We start from the raw sequence: 19,364 nt of genomic DNA on the forward strand, positions 1-19,364 counted from the left end.
AACAAGATAAAACAAGCGCTTCTGCCGCCCGCCAAGGATTTAGAAATCAATACACATTTGCATGTCCTTAGATTCACCGAAACCCAGCCCCACCGGCGCCGGCAGATCGGAAATACGGCTGATCTCCAAGAGTTCGAACGACCGCCCTATTTCGATCGATTTATTCCCATCAGAAAAATCGATAGCTAGCATTAGAATACGGCATCCGAATGTCTCCGCTTTCGAAGTTTCTCTGCTCAATTGAAAATTATTAATAATCAATTCATAAGCAGTACTTCTTCGAATGCAAAAACACAAATCCATCTTCAAAAATTGAGGACAAGAGGTCATCGCCCCATTTGCTTTCCAATTTTGCCCCAACGAGAAGCTAAAACAAAGTAAACTCCCCGTCTCTCTACTATGAGGACTTCACAACCATCTTTGGGCAGTTTTTATCTTTGGAGAAAATTCTCACTTAAAGAACAAACCATCAATCCTCTCATTCTCGATGAGAAAACGCAAAAACACCTCTACGACACCAAACTTCATATGAATCGATTACCAAACCGTTGTCTGTTCACCTCAATTTTTTGTTCATACGAACAACCGAAGTTCGCAGCGACTATTGTTGAACATTCTCCGGCCAAAAACTCGATTACCCCCCAGAACTCCATCCCCCTCCCCAATCACCTACCAACTGCCGCGTAGCCGATTGGTTTGAGCAACTGCAGTTCTTCTGGGTATCCCGAACCGAATACAAACTGCTTCAAAAATTATGAACAAGATCCCAACACGTAGCTTAGTAGCGCTCTCGCTAGCGGCTACATCCCCTTGGGCTTACATGTCTGCCCAAAGCAATGAGCTAGCCGAAGACGACGAAATCTTCGAGCTCTCTCCATTTACCGTCACAAGTGAAGGAGATGACGGTTATCGCGCGACCTCCACTACTGCAGGTAGTCGCTTAAATACACAGCTCAAGGACGTCGCGGCCTCTGTCACTGTTCTAACGGACGCCTTCATGGACGACCTTGGCGCAGACGACCTCGATACCGCTCTTTCCATGGTGGCAGGTGTCGAAACCGACCTTACCACAGAAACTCAGGCAGTTAGCTCTCCAGGCGGCGGCGGATACATCGGTGGCGACTTCGACGACCCGAATGCACGCGAAAGCTCCGTTCGCGTTCGTGGCCTCGGCCGCGCGACCCAATCCGCGAACTACCTTAAAGTACGCGGCCCAATGGATCGCTACAATATGGAGCGTACCGAATTTCTCCGTGGACCAAACTCGCTTCTCTTCGGACTCGGCCTGCCAGGTGGCGTCGTGAACTACACGACCAAAAAGGCCCATCTCAGCCGCGAGATCAACAAGGTCGACTTCTCGGTCGACAACTTCGGCTCTCGCCGCGTTCAAGTGGACTTCAACCGCGCCCTCATCGAAGACAAGCTAGCGGTCCGCTTCGCAGGTGCCGTAAGCGACCAACGCTACATGTCCGAGAGCGCCGAGAATCTAGACCGCAAGGCGTATGTGACTTTCAAGTACAAGCCATTCGAGAAAACAACGATCGACGCTTACTTCGAAACCACCAGCGCCACTGGCCGCAAGCCAAACTACCGCCTTCCACAAGACAACGTTAGCCATTGGCTCGACGCTTGGAACAATGCTGGCGATCAACTCGCAGCCCTGCAAGCTTCCGACCCTGACACCTATGGCAGCATGAGCCTCGACGAGTTCCGCGAGCGGAACTTCATCCACGACGCATCATGGCCATATGATAGCAACGGAAAGCCAGTTGCCACCGGCGACTACGTTTACGACGAGCGTCTCAAGACCAATCCCGATGGAACTCCTCAAGAGTTCAATGGACAGTGGATCCGCCACATGGACGGCAGAGACCGCGCCTTCACCGGCTACTACTCTGGCGATGCGTCCTACTCAGGAGGCGACTGGTTGGTTCCTTGGAGCCCAGCAGGAGAAGGCTACACTTCCATGTACGGCACCATCACCCCTACAGGCGGCCAACCAACGAATGGCAGCGGCGGCAAGGTTCAACCACGTTCCCGTCTACGTTTCGCCCGCAGTGGCAATCCTTACGAAAACCGTGACGGATCTTCCTTCGCCGACCCGCAAGTCATGGACGAAGGCATCTTTCCCTTCATGGACGAAGAGCTCAGCACGCTTCCCGGCAACTACCGCGACGTTAAGAGCAAAAAGCTCGGTTTCAACTTCGAGCAAAAAGTCAACGAAGACCTCTACCTCTCCTTCGCGTACTTGAAGGAAGAATACAACCAGGACCAAAACTTCGGTCCTCTCGCTCAAACACAAGCGATCTCGCTCGACGTCAACCGCTACCTTCCAGGCGCCATCCAAAACCCAGGCTTGTTCTACGGAGCCCCTTACATCAAGGACCTCAAGAACGCCGACGGCACTACGAGCGCGCTCACTGGCGGCGGCACGATTCGCCCAACACTCGAACAAGCAGTGATCCAAGCCCAAGAGGTCATCGATCACATCAACGCAGGCGGTACACTCCGCCAAGTGAAAGCCAAGGCGGACAAGACTCCCGACGAGCTCGCTGAAATCGTAGCCAACAACATGCTCTTCCTAGAGCAGGTTGCCAACCGTGAAGAAAACCCGAACTTCCTTCGCCCATTCTTCCACGGCCGTCACATCAGCGGACACGAAGACTTCGAAAGCGAAGCAGGCCTCATTCAGGCCAACTACGACTTAGACTTCACAGAAAAGTCCGACCGACTCGGCTTCCTCGGCAAGCACCGCCTCACTGGCTTCGCTTCCAAGTCCGAAGAGACTCGACTCTACTGGAGAGCAAGTGACGTAGCAGTCTACAACGAAGACCTAGCCAAGACGGGTCCAAACGAGCAGCACAGCGCAAACCGCTGGTATTGGCCAATCTTCTACATAGGCGATGCCGTAGCGCCTGGGGACACCTCCCTGAACATCACAGGTCTTCCATCCACTACCCGTCCACACCTCAACAATCCAGTCGGACACCACTACTTCTCTAACAAGAACACACACCGCGGCGAGTGGCTCACCTCTGAAGACGGTTTGGACATCCGCCCTGGTATCATCAACAAGACCCTCACTTTCACAGGTCTTGAGCAATCCGGCTACGGCGGTTCCCTCCAGAGCTTCTTCTGGAACAACCGCATCGTCACCACCCTCGGTTGGCGTGAGGACGAAGTGAAGAGCATCACCTACCTCCGTCCAGAGGACCCAACACCGAAGTGGGACTACGAACACGACGGCGACGAGCGCTCCGATTGGGATACCAGCCTCATCAACGAGCAATCAACCGTCGAAAACACGAAGGACCTCACCACCACCAGCGTCGTATTCCACGCCACACCTTGGTTGCGTGCCTTCTACAACGAGTCGGAAAACTTCGACCTCACCTCCCCTTCAGTTGACGGCTTCGGTCGCAGCATCCCGAACCAAGGCGGTGAGACAACCGAATACGGTATCGGCATGACTCTCTTCGAGAACAGGCTCGACCTGAAGTTGAACCACTTCGAAACCGCTCAAGTAAACGAGCGCATGGGACACCTCGTTTGGGACCGCTTGAAAGGTTACGAGCGCCAAGTTCTCGGCCTCCTCACGACTCTGGACAAGAAGTTCATGAATGGCGATCCAACCGAGTTCAACATCGAGGACTGGGAACGCGTGTCAGGTATCGACGACGCAGGCAACCTTCTCGTTGAGCGCAATGGATACCGCATCCCTGAGCTAGATGACGATGGCAACCAGATCATCGATCCAGATAGCGGCATTCCACAATGGACACACGACGAGGAAGACATGCAGTGGTTCCAAGCCACCAACGTTAACACCACTCGCGACTCCGTTTCAGAAGGTTGGGAATTCAGCGCTAACTGGAATCCAAATCGCAACTTCCGTCTCGCAGGTAACGTTTCCAAGCTCGAGAACGCAATCGACAACGTTCACAGCCAAACGCTCGAATACGTTAGCAAGCGTGCCCCCTACTGGAACCAGTTCTTCGACAAGGGTTACCACACAAACGGTCACAACGACGCTTCCAAGTACTACGTTCGCCCAGAAGACGCTGACGAGATCACTCCAGAAAACGGACTCCAAGTCTGGGAAGGCGAGATCTCTGACCTACCGTACAACAGCTACATCGTAGACAACGAAAACGGCATCCCTCAGCCAAGCTCGCTCATCTCAGCCAAGTTCTACTCCGCTTTCGGACGCGACGTAATGACAGCGCTGCAACAGCAAGGGATCTCCAATCACGGTATCTCCGAGTACAACGCCCGCCTCACAGCGAACTACAGCTTCCACGACGGTTTCATGAAGGGCTTCTCCTTCGGAACGAACCTTCGCTGGGAAAGCGGCAAGGCCCTCGGCTACAACGTCATCGAAGTACCAGACAGCGATCTCCCAGCAGACTTCCCTGTCACAGACAGCAACGGTAACGGCCAAAACGACCCAGACGAGTACCTCGTGGTTCGCAAGGACACCGACAACCCAATCGAGGGCGATTCCCACGTCACTGGCGGCATCATGGTCAACTACCGTGGCAAGCTCAGCGGCGACAAGATCGACTGGCGTATCCAGTTGAACGTAGACAACCTCTTCAGACAAGGTGACGACTTCCGCATCACCCGCGTCAACGCAGATGGCAGCTACGTTTACGGCCTCAACCGCCCAACTACCTACAAGCTAACCAACTCCTTCTCTTTCTAGGTTCAAGTTAGTTTAACTTTCCAAGCCTTCGCTCTGCAAGGAGCGAAGGCTTTTTCGTATCTAGAAACACAGGACATATTCGTCGTACCACGCCTAGAGTCGTGCCATGCAAGCGGCATGCCGTAGCGCGGAGCTTTAGCCCGCGTCGCTGCTGCATCATCAATACGCGTCGGCCGCGGGCTAAAGCACCGCGCTACTTCCTCGGGGGAGCTGTCGCGCCATCCACCCAAACGCCTTCGACCAACGTTCTGAGTGGCGTATCCGGAATTCCATACTCAAAGTGGCTCAACAAAGAATCCACTTTGTTCGCGGCAGCCTTGCCGATCAGTTCCGAGCATTGGCTGATTCCTGCGTGGCTACCATCGAGATCGATCAGGTTGAGTTCGGCGAACGCGAGGTCCTCTCCAACGCGAATTCCTTTGTCCTTAGCCCACTCTGTTAGTTTTTCGCTGGAGTCCCCGCTAATGATGATCGCATCAGGGTTCCACTTATCTAGCCATTTTTCGTAACCCTCGATGGAAAACTCCTTGTACATGTGCGGAGCTACGAATCCATCGCCTTCAAGCGTCGGATTCATGCTCAAGAACCCTCCGGAAAACGAACCTGCCACTCGGCCATCGACATGAGCATTCATCACTAAACCAATTCTCTCGTATCCAAGATTCTGCAAGCTCCGGTACGCCAAGCGAATCGAACGAAGTTGATGGTTCGAAACCATGTTCAAAACCGGTTCTCGCAAGGTGTACCCCAAGGTCACAGCCGCAAAATCGGAAAAATCGAAATCAATACTGGTATGGAAGTTTTGCTGAGGCGGGAGAATCAAACCGCGAATTCCCCGAGCCAAGAGAATCTGGCGAAAACGCTGCGCAGAAACCTCAGGGTCGCCCAACCAAAAATCGTAGAGCTGGTAACCAAGCTTTTTCGCCTGTTCCGCCGCGCCCTTTCGGTAAAGCTGGTTCATGCGATGGACCTTCCACCCCTCCTTCGTATCGAAATTTGTCACCCACGCCAAACCCGCGACGATCTTCTCGGACTTCGATTGCGAACGGTAGAGAGATAAGGCGAAGAGATTTGGATCAGGAACGTAGCCAAGCTCCTCAGCCTTTTTCTTGATCGCATCACGGGTTTTCTTCGCAACTCGAGTATCCCCCTTCAAAGCGATGGATACCGTCGATTGGCTCAAGCCTAAGGCACGAGCAATTTCTGCTTGGTTGATACGCGAGTGACCCGGTTTCACACCATCAACACTTATCCAGCTTAGCTCTGGGTCAAGCTTTCAGGGAAGATACCCACTTCGCCGATTCCTGAAGGAGCTAATTGATTCAATACAAATGGATTAAGTCGAACGGAACTTAGAGGGCCGATTCCATTTTCTCCGAACGCCAATCCCCTGATTTCCCCATCCCAGCTACGCTAACAGCCAGCTGCGAAATCCGTACAAAACTTCAAGTACCACGGATCGCGAAAACCGAATTCTCAATCGACTCTCATGCTAAGCCGCCCCCATCTAATCGCTTTCGCAACAACCTGCTTTTCTGCACTGTTCTCGCCGTTACACGCCCTCGAGGTGTTTCAAATCGGCGACTCGCTCATCGACGAGCAAGCCCTCAACTTCCCCGCCGACGAAACCCCATCCCCCTACGGATCCACCAAGTTCGGCACCACCATCAACGGCAGGACGCACCAGCAGTGGCCACTGCAAAGCTTCAACGGCTACCAGTACGCCACCTACTACGATCACGAGCGCCACATCTGTGTGGCCCGTCGCAAACTTCCCTCGGGGGAGTGGCAGGTCATCCGTTTCACAGACTACAAAATCGAGAACAACGACAGCCACAACGTAGCTGTCATCGGTATTGCAGAAGGTGACGGATCGATCCACCTCACCTACGACCACCACAAATCCGACCTCAACTACCGATACACCGCCCCCGGCGTCGCCACCCACCCCGATCAAGTCGATTGGAACGCCTCCTTATTCTCGGCGAATACCGACACCCTCGGCCCCCTCGGCAAGATCGAAGACTTCACCTACCCGCGCTTCGTTCCCATGCCCAACGGTAACCTCATGCTCTACTTCCGCTACTGGACCTCCGGCAATGGCGACAGCATGATTCGTGAGTACGATGCCACTACACACCAATGGACCACCGGACTTGGGAAATTTATCGCCCGCGACAAAGGGAACTACACTTGGGACCACAACGGGGACAACCAGATCGCAACCGACCGCAGCGAAACCAGCCCCTTTCGCTACGCCTACATCAATGCCATTAGCTACGGCGGCACTCGTCTCCATGTATCCTGGATCTGGCGCGACGTCTTCACAAAGACTTCGATGACCAACAACCACGATCTCTGCTACGCTTACAGCGATGACAATGGTCGTACCTGGCACAATAACGACGGTCAACAAGTCGCGATCACAGGCACCGACTCGAAGGACACAGTCATCACGATCGACACTCCCGGCATCACCGTCGTCCCCATTGCCCCCGGTCAAAACGCAATTAACCAGTGCACGCACTACGCCTATCCCGATGGATCCATCCACACGATGATGAGACACTATGTATCCGGTACAACGGATACTCGTTACCATCATCATTGGAGAGACACGAACGGAGACTGGCATAGCAACGCCCTAGCCTTCACAGGCAGTCGCCCTTCCCTCATCGGCGACTCCGATAAAAACCTCTACTTGGTCTATACCAACAATAACCAAACACACATCGCTCACGGAGTTCCCAACCAAGACAAAACCGCTTGGACCTGGAGCAGAGTTTTCACCCAGAACAATTTCAAGGATGGGGGCGAAGGCGTCATCGACTTCAGCCGTTGGCAACAGGAACAAATCCTCTCTACCTACGCTCAAGGATCTAGTCCCAATAGCGAAGAAACACCCACCGCCCTTCATGTGATCGACTACAAAATCTCCGAGGCCTTCATCGATGCTTCCATTGATCCACAAACCAAAGATCTAACCGTCTCTTGGCTCTCAAATGACCAGCGCCTGCAACGTCAAACAGGTGAGCTGTTGGAGGAAAATTGGGAGTTTCTATCCGAGGAAATCCAAAGCCCCATCACCCTGTCGAAAGCGGCAGCCTTCACTCCCTCATTTTTTCGCCTCGCGACTCCACCCGCTCCCGCTGTCTTCAAGCGATTCGATTGGGACGACGGCGAAGAGAACATGTTCACCAAAGACCTCGATTCCAGTATCTCAAACGGAATTTTGAAACTCACAATGACCGCAGATCGCAAGGATCCCTACATTCGCATGAACGAAGGATCCGTCAACGCGGACCAATACTCCCACATCCGAGTCAAGGCTCGTAACCAAACTTCCAGTACAAACTGGCTCCTCTACTTTTCTCCCGAAGGAGGCGGCGAAGCTGGTAACGGAGTTCAGATGAACCCCACCGCTAACAGCGACTGGCATACCTTCGAGATCGACATGCGCTCAGATCCTGACTGGAAAGGCCAGATCAACACCATCCGCATCGACTTCAGCAACAACATAGAAGGCACCGTAGAAATCGACTACATCGAAATCTATAAATAGGAGGGCAACGCTCCGTCGTTGCCACCTGCCCAGCAGAAAACCAAACCAACCACTTCTGCAGCATGATAAAACCTCCGATTCGATCATGCTCACCAGAAGTGATCATCTAGGCCAAAGGCCGTATCATCATCCAAACAAAAATTACCGCCTCAAATTCTGCAAATCATCACTCCTCTTTGCGAACGGTATCAGAATAGTAAACACGCGTGACCTTCAATTGCCGCGTCATGCATACGACGTAGCGCGGAGCTTTAGCCCGCGTCGCTGCTGCGGCATCAATACTCCTTGGCCGCGGGCTAAAGCACCGCGCTACGCCCCCCGTTCTCAAAGACTACTTCTCCCCAGTCACTGGAGCCCAATCGTCCGTACGGAAAGGCGACGCTGGAAAACCGTTTTCGTTGGCTAGATTACAGCCGACGGGATTATCCGCCCACGCATAGCGAACCGCCAAAGGGAATTGCACAGCGTCAGAGCGAACGACAACCGTATCACCTACGATCTTTGCTTCCGCTTCAACGAAGCGACGATCCGAGCCCGCTATGGCGAAGGTCTTCAACTCCGCTCCATCTTGGGATGCCAGTCCGGAACCAATGTCATCAAACTTTAGGACTATCGTGTCACCGACAGTCTCCATCGATCTGTAGAGCGGACCACCAGCGACGATGTCACGCCCATAGGTTTTGGCCAGGGCCTGTTGCGCCAGTCGTTTGCCGATGTCCTGCTTGTTTTTCGGGTGAATGTCTTTCTCCTCACCTACATCGATTCCAACCGCAATGCCCGTATCCGGCACCTCCGCCTGAAACTTCAGGAAGCTCTCCCGAATCCACGACCAGCCCGTATCTTCGACCGGCTCAACCTGAGGAGCTTTAAAGTTAACCAACTGGACCGCATAGAAGGGAAAACGATCTCCCCAGTCCGAACGCCACCCGTCCACCATGTTCTCCAGCAGATCGCGATAGAGCACTGCGTCTTCAATAGAGTGTGCGTTGGCTTCGCCTTGATACCAAATAGCACCACGCATACCGAAGGGAACCAACGGGTAAATCATAGCATTGTACAAATTTCCTGGATACCTTTGACTTTTATGCGGATGGATACGCTTTCTCGGTCTCCGCGGAGCGCTCTTACCATCCTCTTTCGCCTTTTTAACATTAGCCTTCCAATCTTCCAATACACGAGCGAAGCGTTTCTCCTCAGCCGCTTCATCAAAACGCTCCGCTTGAGAATCCATCGTAGCCTTCAACTCCATGATTCCAGAGTACTGCTGCAAAGAAGATAATGAGCTCCAAGATCGGATCGGCGTCCCGCCCCAACAGGAACGAATCAACCCGATCGGGACATCCAGGTCCTCATGAAGCTTACGCCCGAAGAAATATGCAGTAGCTGAAAATTCGCCTACGTTATCAGGAGAACAGACCTCCCACGATCCGGTGCAATCAGCCTGCGGTTCGGTATTCGCCGTTAGATCCGTCAAGAACATGCGGATACGCGGATAATTAGCCGCCGCCTTTTCCTCCTCGAAATTATTCGCTGACTTGACCGGCCACTGCATGTTCGACTGCCCGGAACAAAGCCAAACCTCGCCCACCAACACGTCTTTCACCAATACTGCGTCCGCACCCGAGGTCACTTTCATGGTACGAGCCTCGGCTGAGGTCTTCATTCTTTTAAGACGGAGCATAAACGACCCGTCGTCCTTCGCCTTGGTCTTCCGCCTTTGACCGCCAAAGGATACCTTTACTTCCGCACCTGCATCCGCCCAACCCCACACGGCAATCTTCTGCTCGCGTTGCAGAACCATCCCATCGGAAAAAAGTCTCGCCAGCCTCAACTCGGCGAAACTCGAAGAACCCAATGCTAGTCCTAGCAACAGCACTACAAGTCTACGTACATTCATAATTTCTACCTGATTCTCTAGAAACCCCGTCTCCCGCTTAGCGATCAATAGACAACTATCGATGGATGCGGTTGAGGAAGACAGAATAAAGTCTTGGGACATTTAATCTCCGGCCTATGCCGAAGCGTCCTGCTTGCTCTTGCTTAAGATCGTTTTCGCCTCGTTGGGGTCCAGCTTGGTCGTGGTGAGCGAATAAAACGGGTCGTCGTTCTCCTTGATCCACCGGTCCAACCGCTTCCGCAAGCGACGCTTTACCTTCGCATGCTTCGGGTCCTTGGCCAGATTCTCGATTTCCTCCGGATCGCCCTTTAGGTCGTAGAGCTCTTCCCCCCAGTCCGTATAGAGATTGTACTTCCATCCTTCCCAACGAATGCTTCGAATCGGACTCACCCAAGTCTGCTTGCCGTAATATTGCCCAATGACGTAATCCCGCTCCGGTACGTCTTTCGAGCCATTCACAATCGAAGCCGCCGATTGCCCTTGGCAATCAGGCACCTTCGCCCCGGCAAGTTCCATCAAAGTCGGGACCGTATCCACATTGACCCAGTTATAGTCCGTCCGCTTGGGTCCCGAGCTTCCCGGTACCCGGATCGACATAGGAATCCGCATCATATGCTCATACATGAACGGCCCCTTAAAAACGAGGCGGTGAAACGTATCCATATCTCCATGATCCGAAGTGTTTACGATGATCGTATTCTCCCAAAGCCCGAGTTCCTTCAGTTTCGCCACAACACGCCCCACGTGGTCATCATAGAGTTTCACCTTCTGGCGGTAGAAGTCGCGATAGCCTTTCCAATCGTCTTCATCCCCACCCACGATAAACGAGCCTTGGTTCAACTCCATAAACTCGCGATGGACCGGCGGCACCGATTCGAAATCCTGTTTTGCCCACGACTCAGGCAAATCCACATCATCGATCTTCACCTTACTCTCTCCGGGCTTGTAGTAATAAATGTCGTGAGGATCCAAATACATTAAAAAGAGGGCGAAAGGTTTATCATCCTCTGCACGCCGTTCCAGGAAATCGACCCCGAGTTCAGTTGTCTTCGGATCCGGCCCCTTTTTCCGTTCCTCGTCCCAACCGGCATTGCCATCCACGTTGTGCCCCAGATGCCATTTCCCAAACAAAGCAGTCGTGTAGCCGGCTTCCTGCAGATGACTGCCAATAGTTGGCAACTTCAAATCAGTGCCGCCCGAGGCACCGTGATTGTTCATCATCTCCGTTCGATGGGGATAGAACCCCGTCAGCATCGAAGAACGGCTGGGCGAGCACTGAGGCGTCGTACAGAATGCATTCTCGAACACCGTCGACTCAGCCGAAAGCGCATCCTGGTGAGGCGTATCGAAAAAGGGATCCACAGAGCCTTGAGCCTGCCAATGCTGCTGATCCGAACACAGATACAAGATGTTGTATTTTTTCCTAGGATTCGCGGCCTGAGCCTCAGAGATGAGTTTTGGCACCGTCAACGCGCCTACCACTGCGCTGGTTGATTGAATAAAGGTACGTCGTGTTTGCTTCATGTGAATCGCAAGAGCTTCTAGAGATCGAGCAGGAAAAGGGGGGAATAATTGAGACTCTCCATCTAGCGTCTAGATTTGAGAACGCAACCCCTTGCTTAAGTTCGAGCCAGTTTTGGAAGAGACCATTCTCGCCCTACTTCTTTCGCTTCGGCTTGGCCTTTTCTTCCTCACTCAACTGATCCGCTTCTGCTTTCAAACGCTGGACAGGTCCCTTGTCCCCCAAGAGATACATCTCAACAAAATCCGTGTTTCCCTTCTTCCCCGCCACGATCATCCGTGCGTCTGGATGAGCATCTCAGAGACATCAGCTAATCCCCTCTATAATCCGGATTCAACTGTGTTGGCACAGGTGCCCCGATTTTTTCTCTCCAAGAGTTGAGACGCTTCAGAAGCTCATCGGCTTTTTCCGGATTCCGCCCCACCAAGTCGTGTTTTTCCCCAATGTCGTCTTTCAGGTTGTATAGCTCCAAACGGCCGTCCTCGAAGGACTGGTGCAACTTCCAATCCCCATAACGGATAACGGAACCAGGACGCGTGCGGAACTTTTCATCATTTCGCTCCGGACAGGCCCCCTGCAAATAGATCGGAAAATGCCAGTAGAGGGCACGCTCAGCGAGGCTTTCACCGCGACTAAGAAGCGGCATGAGACTCACTCCATCCAGTACTTTTCTCTTCGGCACGCCAATACCAGCTGCTTCCAAAAACGTAGGGAAAAGGTCGATACCACTTACTGGTGTTTCGCTGGATGATCCTTCCTTAATCACCCCAGGCCAGCGAACAAACAGCGGGACGCGGATCCCGCCCTCAGTGAAGGATCCCTTTCCAGCACGCAACGGCCACTGCTTACTCCATCTCCACACACCTCCATTATCTGAGGTAAACACAACAAGCGTGCTCCGGTCTAGACCATGCTTCTTTAGCGTATCCATGATTTTACCGACATTTTCATCGAGACTTTGAACCATAGCCGCGTAGGTGGGATAATCGTGCGCCTCCGACGCAGTCTTCTGCTCGTACTTCTCCACTAGCTCCTTCTTCCCTTGAATAGGCGAATGAATGGAGTGCGTCCAGAACGATAGAAAGAAGGGCCTATCCTTGTTCCCTTCGATAAAGCGGACAGCTTCCTCTCCCAGACGATCGGTCAAGTACTCGCCTTCCTCTTCCTGGACGCAGTTGGGGAAATCATAAGGACTGTCGTATCCATTTCCTGGAGGGAAGCCCCAATGAGCTCCAGCCACATTCACATCGTAGCCATGCTCAAGCGGATCGGGTCCGAGATGCCATTTCCCGATGTGAGCAGTTACGTAGCCTGCTTCCTTCAGGACCTCTGGCATCGTTAGAATCGACGTGTCCAAATCAGTGGTATTTGGAGTTGGTATCAGTTTCCGGTCCTTCGACTCACCCCTGGCCGATGAGTCGACAGTGTATATTCCATGTCGGGGCGCATATTGCCCGGTGATACACGCAGCACGGCTAGGGGTGCAATTGGAGGACGGAGAATAGCCGTTAGTAAAAATCATCCCTTCTCGAGCCAAGCGATCAATATTGGGCGATTCGTAATAAGTGCTCCCCTGAACTGAGAGATCCATCCAGCCCAAGTCATCAGCATTTATGTAAATGATATTCGGCTTCGCAACGGAGTCACCACCGTTCTCTTCGCCGAACACGATCTGGCATGAGATAACTACGCCCAGAAAAACACTGGCTCTCATAAACCACCTAGCACCAAAACGAAATTTGAACATCACATTAGCTTTCATATAAATGTCGTCATCCAGCCCCAAAAACTACCGCTTCAGCACCCTGATATCAGTCGCAGGGATCTCGACGTCTCCGTCGACGGATTCACCGCTCGATGCATCCACCCAGCCACTACCGATCGACATCGACTTCGTTTCCTCTGCCCAGTTCAGCAAGAAGAGTAAGCGGTAGTTGGCACAAACCCGCTCATAGACAGTCACGCCTTCGACTCGGTCAAACGCCTGCTCGATTCCCGCTTCCGAAGTAAGCCAATTCACAAGCGGTTGCATTTCCGACTCATCGAGACGCACGCCGACATAAATCACCTGTCCCTCGCCCACTCGATTACGAGTGATAGCAGGCAGCCCTTTGCGCCAACCACTTCCATGAGTCGCAACCACTTCCGCCCCTTCGAGATTGATCTCATCGGAAGCGACACTTGCTTTCAAACCATTCAGGTTAGGCACGGCCTCACTTTCCAGACTCAGATCCAGCCCTTCCGCACCCACGAAGTCGCTACACCAAATCCCAGCTAAGTCGCTGAGTTTTCCAGGACGCGGTTCAACAAAGCACTTCCCAACTTCATCCACGATTCCAGAGCCTGCAGTCAGACAGAGAGTGCCCCCCGCTTCGACGAATGAGCGAAGGTTCTTGGCTACGGCATCATCAATCAGCCACATCCTAGGAGCGACCACCAAACGGTATTTCGATAAGTCTGCTCGCGGATCGAGGCAATCCACTGAGGTCACAACTTTTGCCAAGGCCTTGTGCAGATCAACCGCTTCGTACACGGGATCGATTTCATCCCCGTAGACACTCGCCTTTACCGCCCAACGCGACTCGTAGCTGTATGTCAGGGCCACTTTTGACTCTGGTTTCGTCAGTTCGATCACATCCGCTAGAGTCTCCAACTCACCTCCCATTCGAGCAAACTCCTTGAACAAACGTCCTTCGCGACTGCTGTGCGGCAGCAAGCCATCACCGAACTGCTCGCACCCGTAACGACACTGACGCCAACGAAAGAAGATCAAGGCGCTCGCCCCATGAGCGATCGCCATCCACGCCCAAAGTCGTGTCCAGCCAGTCGGCGAATCTATGGCAGCCAAGTGCGACTGTTGCTCCAATACCCAGACTTCTCCCTTGTCACCGCGCAGGCAATCGAGAGCCATCTCAGGTGTGCGAGCCGGATAATGGTTCATGCCATTCACGTCGATCTCGTTCGAGAGTGCATGGTAGTCAGTATGATCCCAATACAAGTTCTGGAAGTTCGTCGTCACCGGTTTATCAGGATCCGCCGCCTTCATCATCTGGTAGCGCGACCTGCCAAATCCGACATTTAGCGAGGACAAGAAGCGACGGTATTCGAGCTGGATGTGTGGATTCTCCAGCGGCCGCGGCACATCCTTGAACTCCTGGATCTGAAACGCCCAGAAATGCTCGCCCCAAGCTTCGTTTAAGGCCTGCGGCGTTTTGTACTTTTCCTTCAGGTACGCATGAAATTGAGCCATGCTTTGGTCGCTGTAACAGTCATTGTGGCAACCGATCTCGTTATCAATCTGCCAAGATACGATATTCTCGTTCCCGGCAAAGTACTTGATCATTGCCTCGTCGATTCGCAGCGCCTCTTCAAGAAACCTAGGGTGCGACATCGCTACTGCGTAACGACCATCCTGATACCGAGTCACCCCATGCTGGTCCTCGGGTAGCATCTCCGGGTGCTTGCGATACAACCAAGGGGGCGGCGTACGCGAGCAGGTACAAAGGATGGTCTTGATACCTGCTTCGCCCATCATCGCGATCGCGCGTTCCATCCACGAGAAATCCAAATTCCCCGGTTCGGGCTCGAATGCGCTCCAGCTCAGGTCGCCCATGCGAACGTACTTTACGCCCACTTCTTTCATCTTAGCGATATCTGCAGCCCACTGGCTTTCAGGCCAATGGTTCGGGTAGTACTGAACACCAAATTTCATATAAACTGTATTGGGAAAAGCACCACAGTGCCTTGCAAAATCGAACACCCGCCGACGGCTAGATCGGCGGGTGACAAGAATCAAGTCGGCCTGCGTGTACCCCAAGAGGCCGCCCTGTATAAGTTTACCCCAAAGATTCGACCTCCCTATAAAGTTGGAACTGAAAACGAGTGGAACCGTCCAACCAGGGATATGAACCTTTAAAAAGAAGACTGCCCTTTTCGCCCTGCTCAGCAACTCCCACACAATCGATACTTATTACATCGAAATCGAAGCCCTCGCCCTCATGGAAACTGATACTGCGAAATCGGCATTCCGTACAATCGCCGAGTCTAGATTGCTAAAAACGAGAAGCAGCTCGACCTTGCTTCTGTCCACGTTACCGCTACCTGTTGTCTAAAAATTAGCTGCAAAGAAATGAAAGTCCTGAAAGTCAATTGTAACGCTCGTGTTTCTGATTGGCTTTCACGCACCCATCCCGAGCTGGAAGAAGAGTCTGTCGAGAGCGATCTTCCAATCAGTGGATGCTACGAGCAGGTAGACCTGGTCATAGTGGGATCCACAAGCACTTCACTTCTGGACCTTGCTAAAGCGATTTCCGACTGGCCCAGCGCTCCACCCACGATATTCACCCTCGAATCCTCAAACGCTACGTCGTTCGCCGATCGACTGAGCTTCGAGCCTGGGATTGGCCGAAACATTTTTTCATGCGAGCTCGAGGAAGGCGACTTCGCAAGGGCGTTGAACGAGGCCCTGAACATCTGCGAAAAGCGCAAGCAGCTAAACCTGCAGTCCGACCAACAACTCGTTTCGATCAATCCGAACATGTCGCCGGGCTGGCTCTTCAAGCTCATGCTGAAGGATCTTCCGGAGTACATCTATTTCAAGGACGCAGCTGGGCGTTTTTTGGCATCTAGCGAATACATGGCCAAAGGTAGCGGACTTTCGGATACCAGCCAAGCCATCGGGCTTACCGACTACGATTTGTTCGACAAGGAACACGCCGACGAAGCAGCGATCGACGAAGCAAAGCTCGTCAATGGCGAGCTGCAAAAGGTCGAGAAGGAGGAGTTCGTCACCTGGGAAGGGAATGAAATTTGGGTACATTCCCTGAAACTCCCGATGGTCTCCCAGTCGGGACACCCGCTTGGAACTTTCGGAATCTCCCGAGACATCACGGAACGCAAGCGACTGGCCCAACAATTGGAAGAGCAGCACAAAATCCTCGAGGAAGAGCTTACACTGGCGCGCAGTCTTCAGCAAAGCCTACTCACTAAAGGGATCCCCCAATTCCAGGACGAAGACGGAAACGCTCAGCTCACTTTTGCAGCGAAACACATCCCTTCCACTCAGCTGAGCGGCGACTTTTACTCTGTCATCAAAACACCAAGCGGAAACGCGGCCATATTCCTGGCCGACGTCATGGGCCACGGAGCGAGCGCAGCGATGGTCACAGCCATGCTCTACGCAGCGGTAAACGAAATTAACCACCTTGCCGACTCCCCTCGGAGCTTCATGCAAGAGATCAACAACATGCTCTTTAGTTGGTTGGGAGAAAAGGGACACATCATTTTCGCATCAGGCGTTTTTTGCCTGATCAACCTCAAAGAAAAGTCGGGAGAAATCTGCGTCAATGGCGGCACCCACGCCCTCCTCCCGCAAGAGCCCGAGTCCCCGATTCCCGTGAATCCAGCACTTGGCCTGATCCCCGGGGTTGAGTTCGAAAGCCATCGTTTTCCGATCCAGACTGGGGAGCAAATCGTATTCTTCACCGATGGAGTCCTCGAGGCAATGTCGCCCGAGGGTGAAGAATTCGGAGCAGAAGGAATCGCGAGATCGATCGCCAAGAGCGAATCCAAATCTCCTGAAGAAAAACTGGATACCCTCATCCACGATGTTCGCCGTTTCACCGGCAAAGACCAAGAGGGCGACGACGTTTGCCTTCTGATGGCTCAGCTCGCCTAGGAAGACCGCATCCCTCCGAGTCAAATTTGCTGGGTAAACGCAAAAAGACATCCCTGCGTATTGTCGTGTTAAGCACCGTACTGGCGCGACTCGATCTGTATTAAATCCGCATCGATTGATTTGGGCACCGCTCGCCTGCGAAACTTCCCCGACTCGCAAGAGCGTTACTTTCCCAATCCCCTTACAATGACTCAATACGACTACATCGTAATCACGGCATACTTCTGTTTGCTTCTAACAGTAGGATACTTCACGTCCAAATTCGTCAGCAATACGAGCGACTACTTCCGCGGCGGGGGAAACATGATGTGGTGGCTCGTCGGAGCCTCAGCCTTCATGGTCCAGTTCAGCGCCTGGACGTTCACCGGTGCCGCTTCCGCCGCCTACAACGATGGCTGGGGAGTCGTCACAATCTACGTCGGCAACGCCCTTGGATTTACCATCAATTACTTCTACTTCGCCGCTCGCTCGCGCCAGATGCGGGCCATCACTACCGTCGAAGCCGTCCGCGAGCGCTTCGATAAGTTTAGCCAGCAATTCTACACCTGGCTGAGCATTCCTCTCGGCGTGGTTGGCGGATCCGGTTGGCTCTTCGGTCTCTGCCTTTTCATCTCCATCTCCTTCGATATCCAGCTCGAGATGGCGATCATTATCACGGGATCCATCGTCATCACCTCCACCCTACTCGGTGGCTCTTGGGCGTCTTCCTCGAACGACTTTGTACAACTTCTCGTCATGGTGCCGGTGACCATCGTCGCTGCCGTTTTCGCGATGGATGCAGTCGGCGGCCCCTCTGGTTTCGTGGAAAAGATGCCAGAAGGCCACCTCGACCTTTCCGCACCATTCACTTACGGGCTACTGGGCTTTTGGATGCTCTCGAATCTCGCTCGCCAAATGGTCAACTGTAACAACTTGATCGAGTCCGGACGATACCTTGCGGTTAAGAACTCCCAGCACGCTCGCAAGGCAGCCGCTCTAGCAGCGATTCTCTCCTACATCGGCCCAGTCATCTGGTTCATTCCCCCACTGGCCGCCGCCATTCTCTACCCGGACATCGGATCGATGTTCCCGGAACTCAACAATCCGGAAGAAGCCGCTTACATCGCGGTTGCGCTCGACTATCTGCCGATGGGAATGATGGGCCTCATGATCTGCGCGATGCTCGGAGCCACCGTTTCCTGCATGGATACAGGGCTCAACCGAAATGCCGGCATCTTCGTACGCAACTTCTACCTTCCTGTCCTGCGCCCCAATGCGAGCGAAAAGGAGCTCATGCTCGCCAGTCGCCTGACCACGATTTTCCTCGGCGCGCTCATCATCGGCTGCGCCTTGGCTCTGGCCAACATCAAGAGCTTCGGCCTCTTCGAACTCGTACAATGGATGGGCTCTATGGTGGCCTTCCCGATGACTATACCACTCGCACTCGTCATCTTCACCCGCAAGGCCCCATCCTGGGCGGCCTGGACAACGACCTTAGTCGGTTTCACAACTTCCATCTGCGTAGCGAACTTCCTCAACGTCGACTGGCTCGCAGATATGCTCGGCCGCGAGCTTACCGAAACCGAACGTCGCAACTGGATCCCAAGCTTCGGCCTCTTCGCGAACCTCACGACCTGTGGCAGTTGGTTCTTCTTCACCATGCGCTTCTGGAATCGCATGCCTGAAAAACGCCGCCAAGAGATCGAAGCCTTCAACAAACGCATGCGCACTCCGATCTCCGAGGAGGAATCTGGCTGCGAAAAGACCGACTACAAGCAAGGCCTCCTCATGGGCTCAGTTGCCATGGGCTTCGGTAGCTTCATTCTGCTGCTCAGTCTGATTCCAAATCCGCTCTCTGGCCGAATCGCCTTCCTATTCTGCGGCGGTGTAGTGCTTGGCATCGGAATTCTCCTGCGTCGCTCCAGCATCAAGCTTCGCGACCGGGAACTCATTTCAAAGGCTCAAGAACTGGTATCCTCCCGTTAACTACAGTTGGAGTGCGTGAAAGAGTGCCCTCCTAAC

The 19,364-nt window shown here is 53.3% G+C and carries 10 protein-coding genes; 4 read left to right on the forward strand and 6 right to left on the reverse strand.

Features of this window, described 5'->3' with window-relative positions; genetic code table 11:
* Positions 1 to 754 precede the first annotated feature (754 nt).
* A complete protein-coding gene (locus JIN87_RS06175; RefSeq protein ID WP_200354665.1) occupies positions 755 to 4,705 on the forward strand; it encodes a TonB-dependent receptor plug domain-containing protein in 3,951 nt (1,316 codons plus the stop codon).
* Positions 4,706 to 4,898: 193 nt separating this feature from the next.
* Here JIN87_RS06175 and JIN87_RS06180 read toward each other — a convergent pair whose 3' ends face one another.
* Entirely contained in the window at positions 4,899 to 5,942 is a 1,044-nt protein-coding gene (locus tag JIN87_RS06180; RefSeq protein WP_200354666.1) for a LacI family DNA-binding transcriptional regulator, read from the reverse strand.
* Positions 5,943 to 6,194: 252 nt separating this feature from the next.
* Between JIN87_RS06180 and JIN87_RS06185 the strand changes: the two genes are divergently transcribed.
* Complete coding sequence (locus JIN87_RS06185) at positions 6,195 to 8,267, forward strand: BNR repeat-containing protein (protein WP_200354667.1); 2,073 nt, start codon at positions 6,195 to 6,197, stop codon at positions 8,265 to 8,267.
* Positions 8,268 to 8,598: 331 nt separating this feature from the next.
* Here the strand turns inward: JIN87_RS06185 and JIN87_RS06190 are convergent, their stop codons facing one another.
* The 5 genes from JIN87_RS06190 to JIN87_RS06205 all read right to left on the reverse strand — a co-directional run bounded on the left by JIN87_RS06190 (position 8,599) and on the right by JIN87_RS06205 (position 15,398).
* A complete protein-coding gene (locus JIN87_RS06190; protein WP_234033266.1) occupies positions 8,599 to 10,164 on the reverse strand; it encodes a sialate O-acetylesterase in 1,566 nt (521 codons plus the stop codon).
* Positions 10,165 to 10,278: 114 nt separating this feature from the next.
* A complete protein-coding gene (locus JIN87_RS06195; RefSeq protein ID WP_200354669.1) occupies positions 10,279 to 11,688 on the reverse strand; it encodes a sulfatase family protein in 1,410 nt (469 codons plus the stop codon).
* 133 nt (positions 11,689 to 11,821) lie between these two features.
* Positions 11,822 to 11,956, reverse strand: coding sequence for a hypothetical protein (locus tag JIN87_RS28545; RefSeq protein WP_267909361.1), 135 nt, complete (start codon positions 11,954 to 11,956; stop codon positions 11,822 to 11,824).
* Positions 11,957 to 11,996: 40 nt separating this feature from the next.
* On the reverse strand, positions 11,997 to 13,400 hold the full coding sequence (locus tag JIN87_RS06200) for a sulfatase (protein ID WP_200354670.1): 1,404 nt from the start codon (positions 13,398 to 13,400) through the stop codon (positions 11,997 to 11,999).
* 75 nt (positions 13,401 to 13,475) lie between these two features.
* Complete coding sequence (locus JIN87_RS06205; RefSeq protein WP_200354671.1) at positions 13,476 to 15,398, reverse strand: beta-galactosidase; 1,923 nt, start codon at positions 15,396 to 15,398, stop codon at positions 13,476 to 13,478.
* A gap of 417 nt (positions 15,399 to 15,815) precedes the next feature.
* Between JIN87_RS06205 and JIN87_RS06210 the strand changes: the two genes are divergently transcribed.
* Positions 15,816 to 17,363 (forward strand): SpoIIE family protein phosphatase, encoded by a 1,548-nt coding sequence (locus JIN87_RS06210; protein ID WP_200354672.1) that lies wholly within the window; start codon positions 15,816 to 15,818, stop codon positions 17,361 to 17,363.
* A 186-nt stretch (positions 17,364 to 17,549) separates the two neighbouring features.
* Positions 17,550 to 19,328: a sodium:solute symporter family transporter gene (locus JIN87_RS06215; protein WP_200354673.1), complete on the forward strand. Its 1,779-nt coding sequence runs from the start codon at positions 17,550 to 17,552 to the stop codon at positions 19,326 to 19,328.
* The last annotated feature ends 36 nt before the right edge of the window (positions 19,329 to 19,364 follow it).

The organism is Pelagicoccus mobilis (genome assembly GCF_016595505.1).
Classification (GTDB): Bacteria; Verrucomicrobiota; Verrucomicrobiia; order Opitutales; family Opitutaceae; genus Pelagicoccus; species Pelagicoccus mobilis.

Coding starts and splice junctions, on each gene's coding strand:
- JIN87_RS06175 (WP_200354665.1), top strand. CDS start 755: ATGAACAAGATCCCAACACGTAGCTTAGTAGCGCTCTCGCTAGCGGCT.
- JIN87_RS06185 (WP_200354667.1), top strand. CDS start 6,195: ATGCTAAGCCGCCCCCATCTAATCGCTTTCGCAACAACCTGCTTTTCT.
- JIN87_RS06190 (WP_234033266.1), bottom strand. CDS start 10,164: ATGAATGTACGTAGACTTGTAGTGCTGTTGCTAGGACTAGCATTGGGT.
- JIN87_RS06195 (WP_200354669.1), bottom strand. CDS start 11,688: ATGAAGCAAACACGACGTACCTTTATTCAATCAACCAGCGCAGTGGTA.
- JIN87_RS06200 (WP_200354670.1), bottom strand. CDS start 13,400: ATGAGAGCCAGTGTTTTTCTGGGCGTAGTTATCTCATGCCAGATCGTG.
- JIN87_RS06205 (WP_200354671.1), bottom strand. CDS start 15,398: ATGAAATTTGGTGTTCAGTACTACCCGAACCATTGGCCTGAAAGCCAG.
- JIN87_RS06210 (WP_200354672.1), top strand. CDS start 15,816: ATGAAAGTCCTGAAAGTCAATTGTAACGCTCGTGTTTCTGATTGGCTT.
- JIN87_RS06215 (WP_200354673.1), top strand. CDS start 17,550: ATGACTCAATACGACTACATCGTAATCACGGCATACTTCTGTTTGCTT.